At 65.7% G+C, this 22966-nt stretch carries 19 protein-coding genes; 12 read left to right on the forward strand and 7 right to left on the reverse strand.

Annotation, left to right across the window (positions count from 1 at the left end; all coding sequences use genetic code 11):
* The first annotated feature begins 133 nt into the window (after nucleotides 1-133).
* From B5E42_RS15915 to B5E42_RS15935, 5 genes are all read left to right on the forward strand, one after another.
* Nucleotides 134-1093 carry an ABC transporter permease gene (locus B5E42_RS15915; RefSeq protein WP_087241440.1) on the forward strand — a complete coding sequence of 320 codons (960 nt, stop codon included), beginning with the start codon at nucleotides 134-136 and terminating at the stop codon, nucleotides 1091-1093.
* Nucleotides 1080-1994: an ABC transporter permease gene (locus tag B5E42_RS15920; protein ID WP_087241442.1), complete on the forward strand. Its 915-nt coding sequence runs from the start codon at nucleotides 1080-1082 to the stop codon at nucleotides 1992-1994. The genes B5E42_RS15915 and B5E42_RS15920 overlap by 14 nt, the downstream gene beginning before the upstream one ends.
* A gap of 243 nt (nucleotides 1995-2237) precedes the next feature.
* Nucleotides 2238-3764, forward strand: coding sequence for a DUF1538 domain-containing protein (locus B5E42_RS15925; RefSeq protein WP_087241444.1), 1527 nt, complete (start codon nucleotides 2238-2240; stop codon nucleotides 3762-3764).
* Nucleotides 3761-4483, forward strand: a complete 723-nt coding sequence (locus B5E42_RS15930) for a hypothetical protein (RefSeq protein ID WP_087241446.1) — start codon at nucleotides 3761-3763, stop codon at nucleotides 4481-4483. The genes B5E42_RS15925 and B5E42_RS15930 overlap by 4 nt, the downstream gene beginning before the upstream one ends.
* Before the next feature lie 108 nt (nucleotides 4484-4591).
* Complete coding sequence (locus B5E42_RS15935; RefSeq protein WP_087241448.1) at nucleotides 4592-5137, forward strand: winged helix-turn-helix domain-containing protein; 546 nt, start codon at nucleotides 4592-4594, stop codon at nucleotides 5135-5137.
* Between the two features lie 106 nt (nucleotides 5138-5243).
* On the opposite strand, the gene B5E42_RS15940 is transcribed toward B5E42_RS15935, so the two are convergent.
* Nucleotides 5244-6539 (reverse strand): L-serine ammonia-lyase, iron-sulfur-dependent, subunit alpha, encoded by a 1296-nt coding sequence (locus tag B5E42_RS15940; protein WP_087241450.1) that lies wholly within the window; start codon nucleotides 6537-6539, stop codon nucleotides 5244-5246.
* A 217-nt stretch (nucleotides 6540-6756) separates the two neighbouring features.
* Between B5E42_RS15940 and B5E42_RS15945 the strand changes: the two genes are divergently transcribed.
* The 4 genes from B5E42_RS15945 to B5E42_RS15960 all read left to right on the forward strand — a co-directional run bounded on the left by B5E42_RS15945 (nucleotide 6757) and on the right by B5E42_RS15960 (nucleotide 11873).
* Nucleotides 6757-8832 (forward strand): sigma 54-interacting transcriptional regulator, encoded by a 2076-nt coding sequence (locus B5E42_RS15945; RefSeq protein ID WP_087241452.1) that lies wholly within the window; start codon nucleotides 6757-6759, stop codon nucleotides 8830-8832.
* Nucleotides 8833-9089: 257 nt separating this feature from the next.
* Nucleotides 9090-10259 carry a PatB family C-S lyase gene (locus tag B5E42_RS15950; RefSeq protein WP_087241454.1) on the forward strand — a complete coding sequence of 390 codons (1170 nt, stop codon included), beginning with the start codon at nucleotides 9090-9092 and terminating at the stop codon, nucleotides 10257-10259.
* 48 nt (nucleotides 10260-10307) lie between these two features.
* Complete coding sequence (locus B5E42_RS15955; RefSeq protein WP_087241456.1) at nucleotides 10308-11573, forward strand: dicarboxylate/amino acid:cation symporter; 1266 nt, start codon at nucleotides 10308-10310, stop codon at nucleotides 11571-11573.
* 48 nt (nucleotides 11574-11621) lie between these two features.
* The gene (locus B5E42_RS15960) at nucleotides 11622-11873 is read left to right on the forward strand and encodes a glutaredoxin (RefSeq protein WP_087241458.1); all 252 of its coding nucleotides are present in this window, start codon (nucleotides 11622-11624) and stop codon (nucleotides 11871-11873) included.
* 260 nt (nucleotides 11874-12133) lie between these two features.
* Here B5E42_RS15960 and B5E42_RS15965 read toward each other — a convergent pair whose 3' ends face one another.
* The 4 genes from B5E42_RS15965 to csaB all read right to left on the reverse strand — a co-directional run bounded on the left by B5E42_RS15965 (nucleotide 12134) and on the right by csaB (nucleotide 17245).
* Nucleotides 12134-12805: an HAD-IA family hydrolase gene (locus B5E42_RS15965; protein WP_087241459.1), complete on the reverse strand. Its 672-nt coding sequence runs from the start codon at nucleotides 12803-12805 to the stop codon at nucleotides 12134-12136.
* A gap of 39 nt (nucleotides 12806-12844) precedes the next feature.
* Nucleotides 12845-13873, reverse strand: coding sequence for an inorganic phosphate transporter (locus tag B5E42_RS15970; protein WP_343214204.1), 1029 nt, complete (start codon nucleotides 13871-13873; stop codon nucleotides 12845-12847).
* A gap of 62 nt (nucleotides 13874-13935) precedes the next feature.
* Nucleotides 13936-15009: a hypothetical protein gene (locus B5E42_RS15975; RefSeq protein WP_087241463.1), complete on the reverse strand. Its 1074-nt coding sequence runs from the start codon at nucleotides 15007-15009 to the stop codon at nucleotides 13936-13938.
* Between the two features lie 4 nt (nucleotides 15010-15013).
* Complete coding sequence (gene csaB, locus B5E42_RS15980) at nucleotides 15014-17245, reverse strand: polysaccharide pyruvyl transferase CsaB (RefSeq protein WP_087241465.1); 2232 nt, start codon at nucleotides 17243-17245, stop codon at nucleotides 15014-15016.
* A 125-nt stretch (nucleotides 17246-17370) separates the two neighbouring features.
* On the opposite strand from csaB, the gene B5E42_RS15985 reads away from it, so the two are divergent.
* The 3 genes from B5E42_RS15985 to pfkB all read left to right on the forward strand — a co-directional run bounded on the left by B5E42_RS15985 (nucleotide 17371) and on the right by pfkB (nucleotide 19468).
* Nucleotides 17371-17898 carry a DUF4330 domain-containing protein gene (locus tag B5E42_RS15985; RefSeq protein WP_087241467.1) on the forward strand — a complete coding sequence of 176 codons (528 nt, stop codon included), beginning with the start codon at nucleotides 17371-17373 and terminating at the stop codon, nucleotides 17896-17898.
* A gap of 79 nt (nucleotides 17899-17977) precedes the next feature.
* Nucleotides 17978-18532: a phosphatase PAP2 family protein gene (locus tag B5E42_RS15990; protein WP_087241469.1), complete on the forward strand. Its 555-nt coding sequence runs from the start codon at nucleotides 17978-17980 to the stop codon at nucleotides 18530-18532.
* 21 nt (nucleotides 18533-18553) lie between these two features.
* Nucleotides 18554-19468 carry a 1-phosphofructokinase gene (gene pfkB / locus B5E42_RS15995; protein ID WP_087241470.1) on the forward strand — a complete coding sequence of 305 codons (915 nt, stop codon included), beginning with the start codon at nucleotides 18554-18556 and terminating at the stop codon, nucleotides 19466-19468.
* A 309-nt stretch (nucleotides 19469-19777) separates the two neighbouring features.
* On the opposite strand, the gene B5E42_RS16000 is transcribed toward pfkB, so the two are convergent.
* Together B5E42_RS16000 and B5E42_RS16005 are read right to left on the reverse strand one after the other, a co-directional pair.
* On the reverse strand, nucleotides 19778-22315 hold the full coding sequence (locus tag B5E42_RS16000; protein ID WP_087241472.1) for an ATP-dependent Clp protease ATP-binding subunit: 2538 nt from the start codon (nucleotides 22313-22315) through the stop codon (nucleotides 19778-19780).
* An 80-nt stretch (nucleotides 22316-22395) separates the two neighbouring features.
* Nucleotides 22396-22935 (reverse strand): CDP-alcohol phosphatidyltransferase family protein, encoded by a 540-nt coding sequence (locus B5E42_RS16005; RefSeq protein ID WP_087241474.1) that lies wholly within the window; start codon nucleotides 22933-22935, stop codon nucleotides 22396-22398.
* Nucleotides 22936-22966: the final 31 nt, after the last annotated feature.

Below are 22966 nucleotides of genomic sequence, written 5' to 3' on the forward strand. Positions count from 1 at the left end.
CCGCCGCGCGGGGCCGCCGCGCCCCGCATGCGCTATTTGTCAGAAATCGAAACAGAAGAGAAAACCTCCGTAGGGCCGGCCCATACGGCCCGTGCCTCCCGAGAGAGGCCGGAAGTGCAGGAGGAATCAAGCTATGGGACGCTATATTCGCCGCCGTCTGCTGACGGCAATCCCCGTCTTTCTGGGCATCACCCTGCTGGTCTTCGGGATGCTCCACCTGGCCGCGGGCTCGGTGCTGGATCTGATGGGGGAGGGGAGTGCCTCCAGCGCCGCCGACAAGGCGGCGCTGGAGGCGTCTCTCGGCCTGGACAGGCCCCTGCCCGTCCAGTACCTGGACTGGCTCTCCGGCCTGCTCCGGGGTGATCTGGGGGAGTCCTACCTGACGGGGAAGGACGTGGCCGGGCTGATCGCCCAGCGGGTGGGCCCCTCCCTGCTGCTGACGGGGACGGGGGTGCTGCTGGCTGTCGCCATCGCCCTCCCCCTGGGGATCCTGGCGGCCTGGAAGCCAGGCTCGGCCTGGGATAAGGCCGCATCCGCCCTGTCCCTGCTCAGCTTCGGGGTGCCGGGCTTCTTCCTCTGCCTGGTGGGGATCCTGGTGTTCTCGGTCTTCCTGGGCTGGCTGCCCGCCCAGGGCATGTATGAATACGGGGTGTTCACCGGGATGGGGGATCTGCTCCGCCACCTGGTGCTCCCCGCCGGGGTGGTGTGCCTCAGCGGCGTGGGGGAGCTGGTGAAGCAGACCCGGGCCGCCTGCCTGGAGGGGCTGGGGGAGGACTACATCCTCACCGCCCGGGCCAAGGGCCTGAAAGAGGGGGCGGTGATGGTGCGCCACGCCTTCCGTGGGTCGCTGCTGCCGGTGCTCACCACCATCCTGAGCCACATCCCCCACATCATCGGCGGCTCGGTGGTGGTGGAGCGGGTGTTCGGCTGGCCGGGCATGGGCAGCCTGCTCTTTGACGGCATCGACAGCCGGGACGACGCCGTGGTCATGGGGGTGACGGTGGTGATCGCCCTCACCGTGCTCCTCACCAATCTGCTGCTGGATCTGGTCTACGGGCTGGCCGATCCCCGGGTGCGCTATGAGAAGGGGTAGGGCGGAGGGGCGCAGCCCCCGGGCCAGGCTCCTGCGGGATCGGCGGGCGGTGTTCTGCCTGGCCGTCCTGGCGGCGGAGCTGCTGGCGGTGCTGCTGCTTCCCCCGCTGCTGGGGCTGGATCCCTATACCAGCGATCTGGCGGCGGGCTTCTGGGCGCCCCCCTCCGCCGTCCATCCCCTGGGCACCGACGACGTGGGGCGGGATCTGCTGGCGCGGCTGGTGTGCGGCGGCCGGGTGTCCCTGGCGGTGGGGCTGTGCTCGGCGGCCCTCAGTGTCCTGGTGGGGGTGCCCCTGGGCCTGCTGGCGGGCTACCGCCGGGGGGCGTGGGAGTTCTGGCTCATGCGCCTGGCCGACGTGCTCCAGAGCTTTCCCAGCATTGTGCTGGTGCTCTGCCTGGTGACCCTGGCGGGGCCGTCGGCGGTCAACCTGGTGCTGGTGCTGGGCCTGCTGGGCTGGACGGACATCGCCCGGCTGGTGTACGGCAACACCCTCTCCGTCCGGGAGCAGGAGTACGTTCTGGCGGCCCGGGCCCTGGGGGGACGGACGGGGCGGATCCTCCGGCGCAATGTGCTGCCCAATGTGATCTCGCCGGTGTGGTGCGCCTTCCCTCTGCGGGCGGGCCGGGCTATCCTGTCCGAGTCCAGCCTCAGCTTTCTGGGCGTGGGCATCCGCACCCCCCAGGCCTCCTGGGGCAGCCTGATCCAGTACGCCGTCAGCCTGCCCGTGCTGGCGGGCCGGCCCTGGGTGTGGGTGCCGCCGGCGGCGTGCATGCTGCTCACGGTGTTCTGCCTCCAGGGTGTGGGGGACGGCCTGCGGGACGCCCTGGATCCCCGCGGGCGGGCCGGACAGGATGGAAAGCGGCCATGCCGGGTAAAAAGTAACGGAATCCAAAAATATTAGCCCTATTTTTCGGGATTAAATTCTTTCTAATCTGAAACTTAACAATTTGTTCACAAAATACCGGAGCAAGTCTGTTAAAATAATAACAGACTTACTGAGGAAGGCGACCTTGGCCCAGGAAAGGACCAGAGGCCGCCTTTTTTTGAGGGGGGTGTGGGATATGGATGCGATACAGGCAGAAGAAGGATACAGGCAAGGAACGGGGCGGCTGAACAGCGCCTAAATGAAAAGAGAGGTGAATCCATGCGGAAAAAACTCAAGGAAAAGATTTCGGAATCCCTGACCTCGGTGCTCCCGGTCACGGTGATTGTGCTGATTCTCAGCTTTACATTGACCCCCATGCCCAACGGGACGATGCTCCTGTTTCTGCTGGGGGCGGCCATGCTGATTCTGGGCATGGGCTTTTTCTCCCTGGGAGCGGACATGGCCATGGTGCCCATCGGCGAGCAGATGGGCCGCAGGCTGGGCCCGGGCAGCAGGCTGCCCATGGTCATTGTTGTGTGCTTCCTCATCGGCGTGTTCGTCACCATCGCCGAGCCGGATCTCACCGTGCTGGCCAAGCAGGTGCCCGCCGTGCCCGATCTGGTCATTATTCTCACCGTGGCGGTGGGCGTGGGTGTGTTCCTGGTGGCCTCCATGCTGCGCACCCGGTTCAACATCCCCCTGGCGCCCACCCTGCTGGTGCTCTATATCGGGGTGTTTCTCCTGTCCATCTTTGTGCCCAACGAGTTCCTGGCGGTGGCCTTTGACTCCGGCGGCGTGACCACCGGCCCCATTACGGTGCCCTTCATCATGGCGCTGGGCACCGGCATCGCCAGCATCCAGGGCAGGGAGGAGGACAACTTCGGCATGGTGGCCATGTGCAGCGTGGGCCCCATCCTGGCGGTCATGGTGCTGGGCATCTGCTTCCAGTCCACGGACGTGGCCTACACCCCCTTCCACATCCCCACCGTCCTGGACTCCCAGGACGCGGGGCGGGAGTTCCTCAACGGCCTGCCCGCCTATATGGAGGAGGTGGCCCTGGGCCTGCTGCCCATTGTGGTGTTCTTCGCCCTGTTCCAGATGATCTCCATCCGCCTGAAAAAGCGGGCGGTGATCAAGATCATCGTGGGCATGGTCTATACCTACATCGGCCTGGTGCTGTTCCTCACCGGCGTCAACGTGGGCTTCATGCCCGCGGGCTATTTCCTGGGCGGTGCCCTGGGGTCGCTGCCTGTGTACTGGCTCCTGGTGCCCATCGGCATGGTGGTGGGCTACTTCATCGTGGCGGCGGAGCCGGCGGTTCACGTGCTCAACAAGCAGGTGGAGGAGGTCACCAGCGGCGCCATCCCCCAGAAGGCCATCGGCCTGGCCCTGTCCATCGGCGTGTCGGTCTCCATCGGCCTGGCCATGCTGCGGGTGTGCCTGGGCATCCCCATCTACTTCCTGCTGGTGCCGGGCTATGCCATCGCCCTGATCCTCATGTTTTTTGTCCCCAAGATCTTCACCGGCATCGCCTTTGACTCCGGCGGCGTGGCGTCCGGCCCCATGACGGCCACCTTCCTGCTGCCCCTGACCATGGGCGCCTGCGAGGCCCTGGGACGGGACGTGCTGACCGATGCCTTCGGCGTGGTGTCCATGGTGGCCATGACGCCGCTGATCACCATCCAGCTGCTGGGCCTGTTCTACCAGTGGAAGGTGCGCCGCACCCAGGAGGTCACCCCGGCCGAGGAGCGGGAGATCCAGCTGGTGGACGGCATCATCGACTATGACGAGGAGGTGGAGGCATGACAGATGGAAACAGGCTGCCCCGGCTCAAGCTGATGGTCACCATCATCGACCGGGACAAGGGCGCCCTGGCGGTGAGTCTGTTCCGCGCCCACCATCTGCACTTCGACTATCTCTGCATGGGGCTGGGCACAGCCAGCTCCCGGATTCTGGACTATTTCGGACTGTCCGAGACGGAGAAGGACGTGGTGTTCACCCTGGTGCCGGAGCCCTGCGTGGGGAAGATCCTCCGCCTGACGGCGGAAAAATTCCAGATCCACCGGCCCGGGCAGGGGATCCTGTTCACGGTGCCCCTGTCGGCGGTGAGCGCCCAGGTGCCCCAGGTGCTGTGCAAAAAAGAATATCTGGCCGAAGACGGCGCGGAGGAGGCGGAGAACATGGAGCATACCAAGCAGTACACCCTGGTTCTGGCGGTGGTCAACCACGGCAGCGTGGACGCCGTCATGGACGCGGCCCGGAGCGAGGGAGCCCGGGGCGGCACCGTTCTCTACGCCCGCCGTGTGGGCATGGAGGACATGGAGAACGTGCTGGGCTTTACCTTCCAGCCGGAGAAGGAGGTGGTGGCCATCCTGGCGCCCAAGACGCAGAAAAAGGCGCTGATGGAGGCCATCAACCGCTCCGCGGGCCTGACCACCGAGGCCAGGGGCATCCTCTTTGCCCTCCCCGTGGACGATCTCATCGGGCTCCAGCCCCCCATTGACAACGGGGCGGGACAGGAGTAGGATGTTGTCAGAGGGGCGGGCCCCGTACAGGCGGCCCGCCCGCAGAAGAGAAGCAGGGCCCCCGGCTGCGGCTGGGGAGGCCCTGCCGGGAGAGGGGGAGGGCCCGTCATGACAAAGATCATTGAACTGAAGGAGCGGCGGCAGTTCCGCATTCTGCTCAACCCGGTGCGGCAGGATATTCTCCATCTGCTCCGACGGGCGGCACGGCCCATGACGGCCAGCGCCGTGGCGGAGCGGATGCTCCTCTCACCCAGCGCGGCCCAGGCCCATCTGCAGCGGCTGGTGGAGCTGGGCGCGGTGGAGCAGGTGGCGGTCAGCGGCCGCCCCGCGGCCCTCTACCGGATTGCCGACGCGGAGATCTGCCTGGATCTGGGCCGCAAAGACGGCTTCCAGGGCGAGCGGGAGGCTCTGGCCGCCCAGATGATGGACGGCACCTTCCGGGGCATCCTCCACGCGGCCTACAGCCACGGGGAGAAGGAGCTGGAGGACTGCCGCCAGTTCCAGTTCGGCGCCCTCCACCTGAAGCCGGAGGAGCGGGCTGAGCTTCAGAAGATTGTAGAGGACTATCTCCGGGCCCACGGAGCCCCCCAGGCGGAGGCGGAGCACTGGGAGTATGTCCTGATGGCCTACCGGGCCGATGACGTGAAGCCCTGAGCACCCTGCCGGCCGCCCTCTATACAGTATGAAAATTCCCCCGCCGGGGCCCGCGCAACGCGGCCCCGGCGGGGGAATCTGTTTTCAGGCGGGCATGGGAACCGGCTCAGCCCTCGTCCTTCTCCATCATGATGTCCAGGATGGTGCGGTCGGTGGCCACCATGCCGGGGTTGCTCACCCGGCCCATGTTGCGGATGGCCTGCTCGGGGGTGGAGGCGCAGATGCCGTCGCTGGCGCTGACCACCACGCCGCCCATGGCCAGGTAGGCGCTCATCACCGCGGCGGAGGAGGCGGTGGCCAGCTTGAGGGCGCAGCCGATCTTGCCGCCGTCGCAGATCATGCCGGTCAGGTTGCCGCTCATGTTGATGATGGCGGCCCCCATCTGGGCGTCGTCGCCACCCAGCAGCCACACCATGGCGGCGGAGGCGGCGGCCGCCGCGGACACGCCGCAGCCGCAGGTGGCGCTGAGCTTGCCGGTGAAGATCTTGATGTACACGTTGAGCAGGTGGGAGAAGGCCAGGGCCTTCTCGGTGGCCTCCTTGCTGGCCCCCACGTGCTTGGCCATCTCCACCACGGGGATGATGGCGGTGATGCCGTGGTTGCCGCTGCCGGCGCTGCTCATGACCGCGTAGGGACAGCCGGACATACGGCCCTCGGCGCTGGAGGCCACCCGAACCATGATGTTGCTCATCAGACTGGAGCCCATCACGTCGGTGGTCAGCTGGTTCTTGAGGGTGTCGGCGATGCCGATGCCCAGGCGGTTCTCCAGGCCGTAGTCGGAGAGGTTCTCGTTCATCTCGGCGCCGTCCATCATGAAGGAGAGCTCCTCCTCGGTGGCGGAGTCCACCAGCTCCCGGATCTGGGCCACGGTCATGTCCTTGAGCTTCTCGTGGAGGGCGTCCTCGCCGTCCACGGTGTACTCCTTCTCAAAGAGCACCTGGTTGTTGGCGCTGGTGTAGACGATGTTGGCGTGGGTGTTGCGGATGGTGCTGATGCCGATGCCCCGGGTGGTGATGATCTCGGCGTGGGCGTAGAGCTGGGTCTCCTCCTCGGCGATGGTGACGCTGACCTGCTTCTCCTCCACCAGGCGGGTGGCCTCCTTGCTGACGATGCTGTTGATCTCCTCCAGCAGCTGCAGGCCCTTCTCCGGGTTGCCCAGGCAGGCGCCCAGGGCGGCGGCGTACTTCAGGCCCACCCGGTTGAAGCCGGGGATGCCCACGCTCATGCCGTTCTTATAGATGCCGGGGTTGACCTCCATCTTGATGGACACCACCTGGCCGCCGATGGCGTGGTAGGCGTCGGCGGCGCACAGGGCCACGCACACGGGCTCGGTGCAGCCCAGGGCGGGGACAACCTCCTGGCGCAGCAGGGTGAGCATTTCTTCCTTGGTCAGTTGCTTCATTGCGATTCTCTCCTTTTCAGTCGCCCCGGCCGGGCGGCTTTGTTTTCTGCATTGACAGATATGCAACCGGCGTGCCAACTCATTGCGGCGGGAAAAAGAGGGGAAAAACGGGGAAAATCGGCCCCTGGGACTTGACAAAGGGGCGGGCAGCGGCCAAAATAGGTGTTAAATCGGTTAAACTGGTCAAAGAAATTGGCCAGATAAGGAGGGCCTTCCCTTGAAAAAGAATGTGGCGGTCATCTCCCTGGACGCCTATGCCGGGCAGTTCTATGCCCAGCAGGTGCAGGAGCTCTTCGGCGACCGGATTGCCGTGTGCTCCTACAGTGTGCGGGACGGCTCGGTGGAGCACATGCCCCGCAAGTACGATCTCTATATGGTCACCACCGACGCCTTCGACTCCCTGGGAGACATGCACCGCTATGTGCCCATCGACGGGGAGATGATGGAGATTCACGTCACCCTTCGCTGGGACGTGGTGCACAGGCTCCAGGCCCTGCCCGCCGGCAAAAAGGTTCTGTTCGTCAACCTGAGCGATAAGATGTGCCGGGAGGCGGTGACCCGCCTCAACCAGCTGGGGGTGAACCAGCTGGACTTCGATCTCTACCATCCCGGCGCGCCGGAGCCGGATATGAGCCAGTATGACTTTGTGATCACCCCCCAGGAGACCCGCTATGTCCCCGCCGGGGCCAGGGAGATCATCGACATCGGCCAGCGGGTGTGCGACAGCTCCACCATGATCGAGGCGGCCCTCCGCCTGGGCTTCGAGGAGCTGCTGGAGACCCCGGAGTTTGAGCAGTACCAGCGGGATGTGGCCGCCAATACCTACAGCTTCGACCGGGTGTTTGCCCGGGGCCTGCGGCTGGAGAGCCAGTTTGAGATCCTCATGGAGATCCTGGACGAGGGCATCGTGGGGGTCAACGAGCGGGGAGAGGTGTTTGCCAGCAACCACAAGCTGGAGGAGATCACCGGCATCCCCGGTGCCCGGGCGCTCCAGCGCCCGGCGGCGGAGGTGTACCCCTTCGTCCCCTTTGCCAGATGCCTGGCCGAGCGGGCCCCCCAGCCCGCCCAGGTGGTGAGCGCCAACGGCGTCAACATGAACGTGGCGGTGGCGCCGGTGCTCCGGGGGGGCGCCTGCATCGGTGCCTTCGCCACGGTGCAGCGGTTCAGCGACGCGGAGAACCGGCAGAACGAGCTGCGCAGCCAGCTGCTCCACAAGGGCTACCGGGCCAAGTACACCTTTGACGACGTGGTGGGCCAGTCACCGGCCATCCGGCGGTGCATCACCATATTAAAGAAGATGTCCCTCACCCAGCTCCCCGTCCTCCTCATCGGGGAGACGGGCACCGGCAAGGAGCTCTTTGCCCACGCGGTTCACAACGCCTCTCCCCGGGCAGACGGGCCCTTTGTAGCCATCAACTGCGCCGCCATGCCGGAAAACCTGCTGGAGAGCGAACTGTTCGGCTACGAGGAGGGAGCCTTCACCGGCGCCCGGAAGGGGGGCAAGCCCGGCCTGTTCGAGTTCGCCCACAAGGGCACCCTGTTTCTGGACGAGGTGGAGGGCATGAGCACCGCCCTCCAGTGCAAGCTGCTGCGGGTGCTCCAGGAGCGGGAGATCATGCGGGTGGGGGGCAACCGCATCGTCTCGGTGGACGTGCGCATCGTGGCAGCCACCAACGAAAACCTGGACAAGATGGTGGAGGAGGGCACCTTCCGGCGGGATCTCTACTACCGTCTCAACACCCTGCCCGTGCTGATCCCGCCCCTGCGGGAGCGGGAGGGGGATCTGCTGCTGCTCATCGACCACTTCCGAAAGGGCATCGGCGCCTCCTTCACCCTGTCGCCCGAGCTGGAGCGGCTGCTGCTCACCCACCAGTGGCGGGGGAATATCCGGGAGCTGCGCAACGTGGTGGAGTATTTCAGCTATACCGGCAGCCCCGTGGTGGGGCCGGAGGAGCTGCCGCCCACCTTTCACTATCTGCCCGCCGGCCTGCCGGAGGCCGGCGGGGCCGGGGCGCAGCCCCCGCGGCTGGCGGACTGCCCCCAGGAGGACGAGCGGTTTGTGCTCTCCCGGCTCTACCAGGCCGACCGGGAGGGGCGCAGCCTGGGCCGGGACGCCATCCTGGCCGATGCCAAGGCGGCGGGGCTGCCCTGCTCCCAGCAGGAGGTGCGGCGCATCCTCTCCGCCCTGGATCAGGCGGGCCTGGCCCGGGTGAGCCGGGGGAGAGGGGGCACACGGCTCACCCCAGCCGGCCGGGCCCTGTGCCGCCGGCTGGAAACGGAGGAGAAGCTCTGAATTGGTTTGACCAATTTAACCTTTTTAACCGATTTAACCTGTTTCCCCGGCTTGCGTCAGGGGCGCCGCCGGACACTGGTAAGAGTGTCCGGCGGCGCTTTTATCTGTTTTATACAAAGGCAGAGAATAGAAATTGTATAAATCGGATAATGTTGCGGAAGCTGGCATAGTTCGGCACGCCGTTTGCTCAAAACAGGGGCAAGCGTACAGCCTGAAATAAAAACCCAATCCAGAGAAGGAAAGGCAGGTAAGCAGCGATGAAGTATGATTTTGATGTGGTGGTTGACCGCAGCAAAAACTGCGCGGCCAAGTACGATGAGCGGAAGAAGAAATTCGGCACCGATGACGTCATCCCCCTGTGGATCGCCGACATGGACTTCAAGACCGCCCAGCCCATCATTGACGCCCTGGGCAAGCGGGCCCAGGAGGGCATCTGGGGCTACACCAGCCGCCCGGACTCCTATTTTGAGGCCATCCGGGGCTGGCAGAAGCGCCGCAACGGCTGGGACATCGACCAGAGCCTGATGAGCTTCAGCCTGGGCGTGGTGCAGACCATCAGCGCCATGGTGAAGCTGTTCACCCCCGAGGGGGGCAGCGTGCTCATCCAGACCCCGGTGTACTCCGAGTTCTACGACATGACCGAGGCGTGGAACCGCAGGGTGCTGGAGAACCAGTTTATTGAGAAGGACGGCAAGTGGGAGATGGACTGGGCCGACTTTGAGGCCAAGCTGGAGGAGGCCGACCTGTTCCTGCTGTGCAACCCCCACAACCCCCTGGGCATCGTCTGGACGCCCGAGGAGCTGCGCCGCATGGTGGAGCTGTGCATGAAGCACCATGTGGTTCTGTTCTCCGACGAGATCCACTCCGACCTGATCTTCCACGGCAAGAAGCATACCCCCACCGCCACCGTGTCTCCCGAGGCCGCCCAGTACGTGGTCACCGGCATCTCCGGCACCAAGACCTTCAACCTGGCGGGCCTGCAGGCCTCCACCGCGGTGTTCCCCAATGCCCATATGAAGCAGGTCTTTGACCACTACTGGCAGTGCATGGACATCCACCGCAACAACGCCTTCTCCCTCACCGCCATGCAGGCCGCCTTCAACGAGGGCGAGGAGTGGCTGGAGCAGCTGCTGGCCTATCTGTCCGACAACTTCGACTTCGTGGTCAACTACTGCAGGGAGCACATCCCCCAGATCAAGACCTACGCCCCCGACGCCACCTACCTGATGTGGCTGGACTGCCGGGAGCTGGGCCTGGACAACGAGGCGCTGCGCCGCTTCATGATCGAGAAGGCCAAGCTGGGCCTCAACGAGGGCTATACCTTCGGCCGCAGCCTGAGCGGCTACATGCGGCTCAACGCTGCCTGCCCCCGCAGCGTGCTGGAGCAGGCCATGAAGCAGCTGGAGGCGGCGGTCAAGTCCCTGTAAGGGGCCGCCTCGGCACAAGGAATCTTGGAAAAGAGAGGAGCATCTCCTGTGGCAACCATTCAAAAGAAGAGCTTCTGGCAGCAGTACGGAAGCCTGATCCTGATCCTGGGCGGCATCATCATCGGCGCCCTCATCGGGGCCTTTGCCCCCGCCGTGGGCACCACCATCAAGCCCATCGGCGACATCTTCCTGAACCTGCTGTTCACCATCGTGGTTCCCCTGGTGTTTGTGTCCATCGCCTCCGCCGTTGGCAGCATGGCAAACATGAAGCGCCTGGGCAAGATCCTGGGCTCCACCATCGGCACCTTCATCTTCACCGGCCTGATCGCCGCGGCCTGTGTGCTCGTCTGGGTGAACCTGTTCAGCCCCTCCGCCGGCACCTCCATCCAGCTGACGGCCGGTGAGGCCGGCGAGGCCCAGAGCGCCGGCGAGCTGCTGGTCAGCACCCTGACCGTGTCCGATTTCTCCGATCTGTGGGATAAGTCCAACATGCTGCCCCTGATCATCTTTGCCATCATCTTCGGCTTCTGCGTGTCCGCCTGCGGCGGCGACGAGAGCCCCATGGGCAAGCTGCTCATGAACCTGAACGACATCATCATGAAGTTCGTGGGCGTCATCATGTTCATCGCCCCCATCGGCCTGGGCGCCTACTTCGCCAACCTGGTGGCTACCTACGGCCCGGAGATCGTGGGCGACTACGGCCGCTCCATGCTGGTCTACTACCCCCTGTGCCTGCTTTACGGCGTTATTTTCTTCCCCCTGTACGCCTTCCTGGCCGGCGGCAAGCTGGGCGTGAAGAGAATGATCAAGAACATCTTCCCGCCTGCCATCACCGCCTTCGCCACCCAGTCCTCCGCCGCCACCATCCCCGTGAACAAGGAGGCCTGTGACAACATCGGCGTGCCCAAGGACGTCAGCGATCTGGTGCTGCCCATGGGCTGCACCATGCACATGGACGGCTCCGTCCTCAGCTCCATCGTGAAGATCGCCTTCCTCTACGGCATCTTCGGCATGGACTTCACCGGCGCGGGCACCTACGCCATGGCCATCGTGGTGGCCATCCTGTCCGCCTTCGTGCTCTCCGGCGCCCCCGGCGGCGGCCTGGTGGGCGAGATGCTCATCGTCAGCATGTTCAACTTCCCCGCCGAGGCTTTCCCCATCATTGCCACCCTGGGCTTCATCTTTGACCCCGCCGCCACCTGCCTGAACTCCTCCGGCGACACCATTGCCTCCATGATGGTCACCCGCCTGGTGGAGGGCAAGGACTGGCTGGTCAAGGCTGTGGCCGCCAAAAAGGGGCAGAGCCAGGAGTAATCCGCTCCTGACGCGCCCGGCATCAATCCCGTAAGGAGGTATTGTACCATGAAAGTCACTGTAATCGGCAGCCATCTGTGCCCCGATACCCTGTATGCCCTGAATCGCCTGGTGGAGGCCAAGGCGGACATCGACTTCAAGAACCTGTCCGCCAGCCTGTCCGACCTCAAGGCCTATCTGGCCCTGCGGGAGAGCAGCCCCGTGTTTGACGGCCCCAAGGCCAGGGGCTCCCTGGGCATCCCCTGCTTTGTCCTGGAGGACGGCACCGTCACCCTGGAGCTGGAGAAGGTTCTGGGCTGATTCAATCAGATACAGATATAGAAATAAGCAGCGCCCGCCGGGATTCCGGCGGGCGCTGTGCTGTCGATAAACCTTCCAGCCGAAGGATTCGGAGGGAAGGATAGTGTGAAAGGGAACCGTCAGGGTTCCCTTTCGCGTTGGATCAAACAACTTTTTGAAACTTAAAAAAGTTTCAAAAAGTTCGTCAGCCTGTCGAAAAGATTTTTTCGACAGGCTGAGCGCCCGCCGGGATTCCGGCGGGCGCTGCTCTGTGCTCGGGCTTATTGGGAAACGGCGGCGGGGGAGAGGAGCAGGGCCTCCAGTTCCGCCGGGCTGCCCACAATCTGCCGGGCGCCGTGGGCCGACAGGAACCCGGCGTCCCGGAAGCCCCAGCTCACCGAGATGCAGGGCAGGCCGGCGTTTTGGGCGGTGGCGATGTCCACGTCGGAGTCGCCCACGTACACCGCCCCCGCCGGCTCCGCCCCCAGCTCCGCCAGGGCGCGGAACACCGTATCCGGGGCAGGCTTGCGGGCCACCCCCTGGGACTCGCCGATAGCCACGGGGAGCCGGTCGCCAAAATAGTTCTGGCACAGCCCCTTTACCGCCCCGTCGAACTTGTTGGACACCACGGCGGTGCGGATGCCCGCGGCCTGGAGGTGCTCCAGCAGTGCCGGAACGCCGGGATAGGGGGCGGTCTTGTTCTCCATGTTCAGCAGGTAGTGGGCCCGGAAGTCGGCCAGACAGGCGGCCTCCTCCTCCGCCGGGGTGCCCTCGGGCACCGCCAGGTGGATCAGCCGCCCCACCCCGTTGCCCACAAAGGTGCGCACCTCCTCCAGGGTGCGGGCGGGCATGCGGTGGACGGACAGGGCGTAGTTGGTGCTGTCGGCCAGATCCTGGAGGGTGTCCAGCAGGGTGCCGTCCAGGTCGAAAATCACGGTCTGATAGGGATACATGTCATTGGTGCCTCCTGTGGGATAGTTCCGTTGGACGGGCTATATGATACCACAGAAGGGGGAGGAGCGGAAGAGGGAAGCGAGCAAAAATCCCAGCAGGCCGCAGCCGGGGAAAGTCCACAGCCAGGTTCGGACAATCCGCCCCGCCACCGCCTGGTTCACCCCGCCGCCCGCCCCGGCCCCCAGGATGGCGGCGGTCTTGGCATGGGTGGTGCTCACCGGCAGGCCCGCCAGCGTGCAGAAGAGCAGGCAGAGACCGCCCCCCAGATCGGCGGCCAGCCCCTCCGCCGGCCCCAGGCGCACCATGTCCCGGCCTACCGTGTCCACAATCCTGCGGCCCCCCAGGGCGGTACCCAGTGCCATGACGGCGGCGCAGAGGAGGGTGAGCCCCGGCTCCGGCGCAAAGCCCGCCGTATGCCCCCCGGCCAGGGAGGCGGCCAGGAGAAAGACCCCCAAAAACTTCTGCCCGTCCTGGGCCCCGTGGAGGAAGGCCATAACCGCCGCCCCGGCGATCTGCCCCCGGCGGCACAGGGCGGGGGAAGGGCGCAGGCGCCCCGCCAGGCGGCGGCATACCGCCCCGGCCAGCCACCCCAGCAGCAGGGAGCCCGCCAGCCCCAGCAGGATCCTTCCCCAGGGCCCGGGCCGCAGGTTGGAGAGTCCTCCGGGCAGGGCCAGGGCCGCGCCGGACAGCCCCGCCGCCAGGGCGTGGCTCTCGCTGGTGGGCACGCCGAACCGCCACGCTGCCGCCGCCCACACCACAATGGCGCACAGGGCCGCGCACAGGGCGGGGAGGGCATCCGCCGGCGACGAACTGAAGTCCGCCATATCATACAGCGTTTCCGCCACCGAGGCGTTTACCGCCGTCATCACCAGGGCACCCAGCAGGTTGCACGCCGCCGCCAGCAGGGCCGCCCGGCGGAAGGACAGAGCGCCGGCACCCACCGCCGCAGCGATGGCGTTGGGCGCATCCGTCCAGCCGTTGACCAGCACCACCGCCAGCACCAGGGCGCAGGTGAGGGACAGTACGGGATTTTGGCTGGCCTGAAAAAGCAGAGCGGAGAGAGACAAGCAAACACCCCCTGTCCCCATTCTACGGGGACAGGGGGTGCGGTATGAGTCGCCCGCCGCCGTTAATACAGCCCGATGGTGCGCAGAATCCGGATCACCTGCCCGGCCCGGACAGACCAGGCGGCCTGCCGGGCGTGTTCCCGTCGACGCTCCCTGGCCCAGCTGCCGGTCTCCTCCAGGGCCCGGCGGCACAGCCGGGCGAACTCCTCGTCCGTGTGGGCGGTGTAGACCACGTCGGGAAAGGGCTCCACCTGGTCGGGGGGCAGGAGGGTGACAATGGGGAGGCCGGTAGCCAGATACTCATAGAGACGGGGGGAGAGGATGTCGTTTTTCAGGTTGTCCAGCCGGAGAAAGTCCAGGCACACGTCGAACCGGGCCAGGTAGTCGGGCACCTCCACCGGCCGCCGGGCGCCCAGGAAGCGCACGTTGGGCAGCCGCTCCAGCGCGTCGGCGGCAGGGTTGTCCCTCCGCCGGCCCAGAAAGAGGAAGGAGGCGTCCGGCATGGCCCGGGCGGCGCGGAGGGCGGGGGAGAGATCCAGATCCGGCCAGATGGTGCCCACATAGCCCAGCACCGGCCCGGTGAGGCCCCGCAGCTCCGGCGGGCAGTCGGCGGGCGTGCGGGTGAACATGGGGAAGTTGACCCCGTTGGGCAGCAGGGCGATGTTGTCGTTGCAGGGGGAGAGGTGATCCGCCAGCCCCGGGGAGGCGGCGAACACCACGTCGGCGGCCAGAGCCAGGTCGCTCTCCCACCGGGGGGGCAGGTCGAACCAGTCCCGGTCACAGTCATACACCACCCCCCGGTGGGGCAGCAGCTCCAGCAGGTGGATCTGCTCCGGATCGGTGCACCACAGCAGGGGCTCCTTGAACCGGTGCCGCTCCATCTGCCGGAGGATGGGCCGGGCCAGCCACCGCCACCGCTGCCGGTGGAGCAGGGCGTGGCGGGGCTCCACCTCGGGCAGGGGAGGGAGGGTGAACACCGTCAGGCCGGGGCGCATCTGCCGCCCCGGCTGCCGCCAGCGGCGGCCCGGCGGCTCGAAGAAGAGCACCTGGGCATCCTTCAGGCGGATCATCAGCTGCTGGGTGCGGGTGGGCACCGTCCGCCACGGCTCGGCGGACAGGCAGACAATCTGCTGCATCCCCTCACCTCTCCAGCAGGGCCCGGGCGGTCTCGCTGTTGCGCTGCTCCACCTGGCGCAGGCGGTTGACGCCGCCGGACAGGAATGCCTCGTCCCCGATGCGCCCGCAGGCCGCGTCGATGTGGGCCCGCAGGGCCTCCACGGTGACGGCGTCCAGGTCGGTGTAGAGATCCTGCCCGATATAGGACAGGAAGGAGCTGATCTTCTGGTCGTACACCACACCCACCAGGGGCACCCCCTGGCCGGCGGCGAACACCAGGGCGTGCAGGCGCATGGACACCACCACCTGCATCCGGGCAAACAGGCCGATGGTGTGGTCGGAGCTGCCGGTCTCCGGCAGGATATAGTGGGGGGCCTTCATGTGCTGGGCGGCCAGCTTGGCGGCCCCCACGTCCAGCCGCCGCTCGATGGGCAGGAACACGGGGGTAAGGCCGTACTTCTCGTAGGCGTAATCCGCCGCCGCGCCAAACAGGGAGGCCTTCTCCTCAAAGCCGGGCCAGGGCCGCAGGGCGAAGCCGATGTACCGGCCCCTGGGGTCGATGCCCTGGCTCTCCAGGATGCCGTCCACCACCTGCTCCGGGGCGGCGGGGAGGATCACCGTGGGGTCGGCGGAGAGAATGATCTCCGGGTTGGTGACCCCCATATCCTCCAGCTCCTCCCGGGAGTGGGTGTCCCGCAGGGTGATGGCGTCCACGCTCTTCTGGAGCACCTTGGCCGCCCGGCGGCGGTTGGCGGGGGAGTGGATGGGCCCGATGCCGCAGCCGTACATCATCACCTGGCAGCCCAGGCGCTTGGCCGCCGAGATGGTGAACAGGTAGAACCACAGGGAGCGGTGGCTGGTCACATCCTGCATCAGGGAGCCGCCGCCGTTGATGTAGAGCCGGGTTTTGCCCATCCGCCGCAGGAAACGGGGGAAGGCGAAGGTGTAGATGGAGTTGACCCGGTAGGTGAGGCGGGTGTCGTCCGGGTTGCGGGAGAGCACCCAGATGGGCAGATCCGGGTCGATCTGCCGCAGCTCGGTGACGATGGCCTCCAGGATGGCGTCGTCGCCGGCGTTGCCCCGGCCGTAGGCGCCGCACACCAGGGCCCCGTCCCGGCGGCCCCTGAGGTTTTTCTTCCGCTCCTGGCGGCGGAGGATGGTGCGGTAGATGGTCAGCTGCCGCTCCAGGGTGCTCTCCAGGGAGAAGTCGGCCTTGGCCCGCTGGTAGAGCCGCTGCCCCAGGTGCTCCCGCAGGGTGGGATCCTGGGCCAGGGAGACCAGGCAGCGGGCCAGCCCCTCCGCATCCCCCGCCTCGAAGAGCAGGCCGTGGATGCCGTGCTCGATGAGGTAGGGCACGCCGCCCACCCGGCTGGCCACCGTGGGCAGGGCTGCCCGGGCCCCCTCGGTGAGGGAGTAGGGGAAGGTCTCGGACAGGGAGGTGAGGGTGTTGATGTCGATGGCGTGGTAGAAGCTGTCGGTGTCGGTGATCCACCCGGCAAAGCATACCTGCCGCTCCACCCCCAGCTCGGCGGAGAGCTTTTTCAGCATGTCCATCTGCTCCCCGTCGCCGGCGATGAGCAGCCGCAGGTTGGGGCAGGTCTGGTGGGCGATGGCGAAGCCCCGCACCAGGGTGGCGATGTCCTTCACCGGGTTGAGCCGGGCGGCGATGCCCACCACCACGCTGTCCCCGTCGGCCTCCAGCCCCACGGAGCGGAAATACTCCTCCCGGCCCAGGGCGGGGGTACGGGGGGTGAAGTCGATACCGTTGTAGATGGTGAACAGCTTGTCCGGGTCGAAGCCCCGGCTGATGAGCAGGTCGGTCATGGCGTCGGACACGCCGATGCGGTAGTCCAGCAGCCGCAGGGCGATGGTGTTGATGGTGCCGTAGCTGAGGCGGGAGAAGGGGCGGCCCAGGTAGTCCAGACGGTAGTCGGAGTGGACGGTGGTGACCACCGGCAGCCCAGTGGCCCGGCGCAGCAGGGCTCCCATCATATTGCCCCGGGCCCCGTGGCAGTGGATGATCTCATAGCCCTCCTCCCGGATCATCCGCTTGAGGGTGCGGTAGGTGCGCAGCAGGTTGCGCCCGGGGAGCACCACGGTGCGGATCCCCAGCTCCCGGGCCTCCTGGGCGAAGGGGCCCTCCATGAAGCACACCATGGTCACGTCAATGGTGCGGGTGAGGTTCTGGAGCAGGGAGTGGACATGGGTCTTGGCTCCGCCGCTGTCCCCGCCGGAGATCAGATGGATGACTTTCATAGGAAAACCTCCAGGGAAAGAAAAGACTTGTTTCCTGGTATGGATGTATGGTACAATATCCAAGTATCAGTAAAGATCATTGTACCAACTCTACAGACAATTTACAACCTCGGAGGCTGCAAAAGATGATCGACGAAAAGGGAAGACTGTTTGGTAAGATCAATATTGTGGATCTGATCGTGATCCTGGTGATCGTGATTGCCGCGGTGGTCGTGGGCATGAAGTTCCTGGGCGGCAGCGGCAGCGCCATCAACCCCACCAAGACCCCGGTGCGGTACACCGTCCTGGTGGAGGGCGTGGAGCCGGAGGTCTATGAGAATATTCAGAAATACATCCCCGGGCAGCTGATGGCCTCCGGCGAGATGCTGGACGGCCATGTTGTCGCTGTGGAGGCGGTGGAGGGCCGCACCCACACCGCCGCCGTGGATACCGCCGACGGCACGCTGGAGATCCCTGTGAACAGCGGCAAGCTGGATCTGATTTTCACCATCGAGTGCAATGTGGTGAACTCCATCACCACCGAGATCGGCACCCAGGAGGTGCGGGTGGGCAAGACCCACACGGTCAAGACCGACAAGTTTGAGCTTATCAACGGCATCATCCTGGACTGCGACTGGGGTGAGGACGCGGAGAACGCGGGCGGCGCGGAATAAGCGAAGGCGCACAGAGGGCGGCGGCGGTTGTGCCGCCGCCCTTTTCATCTCAATACCGTATGAGAAAGGAAGCGATGTCTTGCTCCAGGGACTGCTCAATCTGGACGGCGGGGTGCTGCTGTGGATCCAGGAGTGGGTGCGCAGCGGCCTGCTCACCCCTCTGGTGACCGTGTACACCCACCTGGGGGACAGCGGCATGCTGTGGATTGCCCTGTCCGTCCTGCTGCTCTGCTTCAAAAAGACCCGGAAGGCCGGGGTGGTGAGCCTGCTGGCCCTGCTGCTCAGCCTGATTTTCACCAACGGCATCCTCAAGCACCTGGTGGCCCGAACCCGGCCCTGGCTGACGGTGGAGGGGCTGGTGCCCCTGATTGCCGAGCACGACCCCAACTCCTTCCCCTCGGGCCACACCAGCGCCTCCTTTGCCGCGGCGTCGGCCTGGTGGCGCACCCTGCCCCGGCGGTGGATGAAGGTGACGGCGGTGGTGCTGGCGGCCCTGATGGCCCTCTCCCGGCTGTATGTGGGGGTGCACTTCCCCAGCGACGTGCTGGCGGGGGTGCTGGTGGGCCTGCTGTGCGGCTGGCTGGCATGGCTGCTGTGGCGGAGGTTCGCCGCCTGGCGGGGCCTGGAGCCCTGAGAAAGCGGGGCGCGAGGCACGATGATCTATACCGTCACCTTCAATCCCGCCATTGACTATGTGGTGTGGCTGGACGGGCTGCGGCCTGGGGCCGTCAACCGGGCCAGGCGGGAGTTCATCCAGTTCGGCGGCAAGGGCATCAATGTGTCCGTCATGCTGGGCCGCCTGGGGGTGGAAAGTACCGCCCTGGGCTTTCTGGCCGGCTTCACGGGCCGGGCGGTGGAGCAGGGGTTGGTTCAGGACGGGATCAAAACCGACTTCATCCACCTGGACGAGGGTTTTACCCGCATCAATGTGAAGCTCAAGGGCGGGGAGGAGACCGAGATCAACGGGCAGGGGCCGGCCATTCCCGCCGGGGCGCTGGAGGCCCTGTTCAGGCGGCTGGACAGGCTGACCGGGGAGGACATCCTGGTGCTGGCCGGCTCCATCCCGTCCTCCCTCCCCGGCGATATCTATGAGCGCATCCTGGCCCGGCTGGACGGCCGGGGCGTACGGACGGTGGTGGACGCGGAGGGGGAGCTGCTGCGCGGGGTTCTGCCCTGCCGGCCCTTCCTCGTCAAGCCCAACCACCTGGAGCTGGAGGCCGTCTTCGGCCGGGAGCTCCGCTCTGAGGAGGAGCGGAGGGCATGTGCCGGGGAGCTCCGGAAGCGGGGGGCGCGCAACGTGCTGGTGTCTCTGGCCGGGGACGGCGCCCTCCTGCTGGACGAGACCGGGGCCTTCCACCGCATCGCCGCCCCAAGAGGCGCGGTGCGCAACTCGGTGGGGGCGGGGGACTCCATGGTGGCCGGCTTCCTGGCCGGCTGGCTGAATACCGGGGACTATGCCCGGGCTCTCCGGCTGGGGGTTGCCGCCGGCAGCGCCACCGCCTTCTCCGACGGGCTGGCATCCCGGGCGGCCGTGGAGGAGCTGCTCAGACAGGGATTTCCGCAGGCCTGACCGGCAGGTTTGGCGGCCGACAGCCGACAAAAGAACGCCCCGGCCCGTATGGGCCGGGGCGTTCTCAGCGTGTCGGAAAAGTCTCGCAGAGTTCGCGCCCGCAGGCGCGAAAAAATTGGAATCTGTTTTCTCCGGCGACATGTGCGTCGGAGAAAACACTTCTCAGACCGCAAGTGTGGGATTTGTCCGCCTGAAGCGGACAAATCCTGCGCGCGGCGGACTGCATCCTGCTCGAAAAAGTGGCTTTGCCACTTTTTCGACAGTCTCAGAGTGCCCCGGCCCGTATGGGCCGGGGCGCTCTTTATGCGCTTATTCGGAGGTGAGCACCACGCTGTCTCCGTCGGCGGAGGCGTGGATGCTGTGCAGGGGGTGGAGGTAGCTGTCGATGAGCTTGGTGGCGATGCCGTCCTCCAGATCCTTCTGGATCTGCCGGCGCAGGTTGCGGGCGCCGTAGGTGGCAGAGAAGGACTTCTTCACCAGGTGATCCAGCAGGGCCTCGTCCCAGGTGAAGGTGATGCCCCGCTCCTTCAGGTTGTCCCGCAGCTCGCCCAGCATGATGCCGGCGATGGCCTTGAAGTTCTCCTCGGTGAGCTTGTTGAAGTAGACGATCTCGTCCACCCGGTTGATGAACTCGGGCCGCAGGAAGCCCTCCAGAGCCTTCATGGCCCGCTCCTTGCCCTGCTCGTCGGCGGTGCGGCCGAAGCCCACGCTGCCGGCGGAGGTGCGGGCGTCGCTGCCCGCGTTGGAGGTCATGACGATGATGGTGTTCTCGAAGTTCACGTTGCGGCCCTGGGCGTCGGTGATGTGGCCGTCGTCCAGGATCTGCAGCAGGATGTTGAGCACATCGGGGTGGGCCTTCTCGATCTCGTCAAAGAGGATGACGCAGTAGGGCTTGCGGCGCACCTTCTCGGTGAGCTGGCCCGCCTCGTCATAGCCCACATAGCCCGGGGGAGAGCCGATGATGCGGCTGACGGCGAACTTCTCCATGAACTCGCTCATGTCCAGCCGGATCAGGGATTCGGGGGAGTGGAACATGTCCATGGCAAGCCGCTTGACCAGCTCGGTCTTGCCCACGCCGGTGGAGCCCACGAAGATGAAGGACACGGGCTTGCGCTTGGAGGCGATGCCCACCCGGCCCCGCCGCACGGCGGTGGCCACGGCGTGAACGGCCTCATCCTGGCCGATGATGTGCTCCTTCAGCCGGTCTTCCAGCCTGGCCAGGCGCTCGTACTCCGCCTCCTGGATCTGGCTGGCGGGGATCTTAGTCCACAGCTCAATGACGTGGGCCAGGTGCTCCACCGTCAGGGGCGGGGCGCTCTGGGCCTCCAGCTTGGCCAGCTCGTCCTGGAGCTGCATCTCCCGGCTCTTGATGGCGGCCAGGTTCTCATAGTCCTTGCTGCTGCCCTCGTCGGAGAGGAGCTTCTCCCGCTCCTCGGCCAGGCTGCCCAGCTCCCGGCGGAAGTTGGACTGCCGCTGCTCGTTGGCGCTGAGGGCCTCGGTGGTGGCCGGATTGCCCATGAGAGAGTCGTGCTCGGCATTGAGCTTGGCCAGCTCCCGGCGCAGCTCGGTCTGCCGCTGCTCGTTGTTTTTCAGGGCGGTCTGCCGCTTATAGTCCCGGTCGTTGGCCTCCACCATCAGCCGCTCCCGCTCCTTCTCCAGGGACTCGATCTCTTTCTTCACCTCCACCTCCCGGGCCAGGGTCTTGTTGTGGAGGTTCACGTCGGAGCAGGCTTCGTCGATGAGGTCGATGGCCTTGTCGGGGAGGAACCGGTCGGTGATGTACCGCTCGGACATGGTCACCGCCAGGCGGCACATCTCGGGGGAGATGGACACGAAGTGGAACTTCTCATAGTAGGGGGCGATGCCCTGGATGATCTTCACGCTGTCCTCGATGGAGGGCTCCTCCACCATGACGGGCTGGAAGCGCCGCTCCAGGGCGGAGTCCTTCTCGATGTACTTGCGGTACTCGGTGAGGGTGGTGGCGCCGATGACCTGGATCTCGCCCCGGCTCAGGGCGGGCTTGAGGATGTTGGCGGCGTTCATGGAGCCCTCGGCGTCGCCGGCGCCCACGATGTTGTGCACCTCGTCGATGACCAGAATGATGTTGCCCAGCTTCTTGATCTCCTCAATGAGGCCCTTCATGCGGCTCTCAAACTGGCCGCGGAACTGGGTGCCCGCCACCAGGGCGGTGAGATCCAGCAGGTAGACCTCCTTGTCCAGCAGCTTGTAGGGCACGTCCCGCTGGTAGATCTTCTGGGCCAGGCCCTCGGCGATGGCGGTCTTGCCCACGCCGGGCTCGCCGATCAGGCAGGGGTTGTTCTTCTGCCGGCGGTTGAGGATCTGGATGGTGCGCTGGATCTCCTCGTCCCGGCCGATGATGCGGTCAAGCTTGCCGTCGGCGGCCTTCTGGGTCAGGGAGATGCAGTAGTTCTCCAAAAACTTCCGCTTGGGGGGCTTGTCCCCCTTCTTCTCCTTGCCGTCCCCCTGCCGGGGCTGCTCCCGCTCCGGGGGCTGGGCCTGGGGGCTCTGGGCCGAGCCGAAGAGCTTGTTCAGGAAAGGGAAGGTGGCGGTCTTGCCCTCGTCCTCCTCGTCGTCGCCGTCCTCGGCGGGAACCAGCCCCTCCATACCCTCGGCGCCGCCGAAGGCGGACATCATCTCGTTGGTCAGGCCCTCCAGATCCTCGTCGCTGATGCCCATCTTCTGCATCATATCTTCCACGGGCTTGATGCCCAGCTCTTTTGCGCATTTGAGGCAGAGACCCTCGCTCTTGGTGGCCCCGCCCTCCATCTTCTGGATGAAGATGACGGCCACATTCTTGTGGCATCTGGAACAAAGTGTGGGTTGCATAGTCGTTCAGCTCCTTTGGAGGGGTCTCCACGCCCCTCGGAGAAATGATTCTAATCCGAAATTATGAACTGCGTATGAAATTACGCGTTTTTTCTCTGCTGAATTACCCGCCGGTACTGGATGATGTAGCTGACCAGGGCGGCCAGGGTGAGGGCCAGGGCAAAGGAGATCAGCCCGGTGGCCCAGGGGCGGGAGATGGCGGGGAAGAGCACCAGGGCTGCGCACACCACGAAGAACACGCCGGTGGAGGACTTGCCCAGCCAGTTGGAGGAGATCACATCCCCCACCTTCTGATACATGAGGTAGCCGCCGATGGCCATGGTCAGCTCCTTGCAGAAGAAGACCACCACGGCCCAGAGGGGGATAATGCCGTCGGCGGTGATGCAGATGATCACCGTAAAGGTCATCAGCTTGTCCGCCAGGGGATCCAGGATGCGGCCCAGCTTGGTGATCTGGTTGAAGTGCCGGGCGATCCAGCCGTCGGCGATGTCGGTGAGAAAGGCGGCCAGGTAGATCACCGCCGCCCAGAAATGGGCGTCCGGCCAGGGCCGGAAAAAGACCACGGCGAACACCGGCACCAGAACCAGCCGGATGAGGGAGAGCACATTGGGGATGGACATGGAACTTCACCTGATTTTCATTGGTATAGGG

The sequence above is a fragment of the Flavonifractor sp. An10 genome (assembly GCF_002161215.1).
GTDB lineage: Bacteria > Bacillota > Clostridia > Oscillospirales > Oscillospiraceae > Flavonifractor > Flavonifractor avistercoris.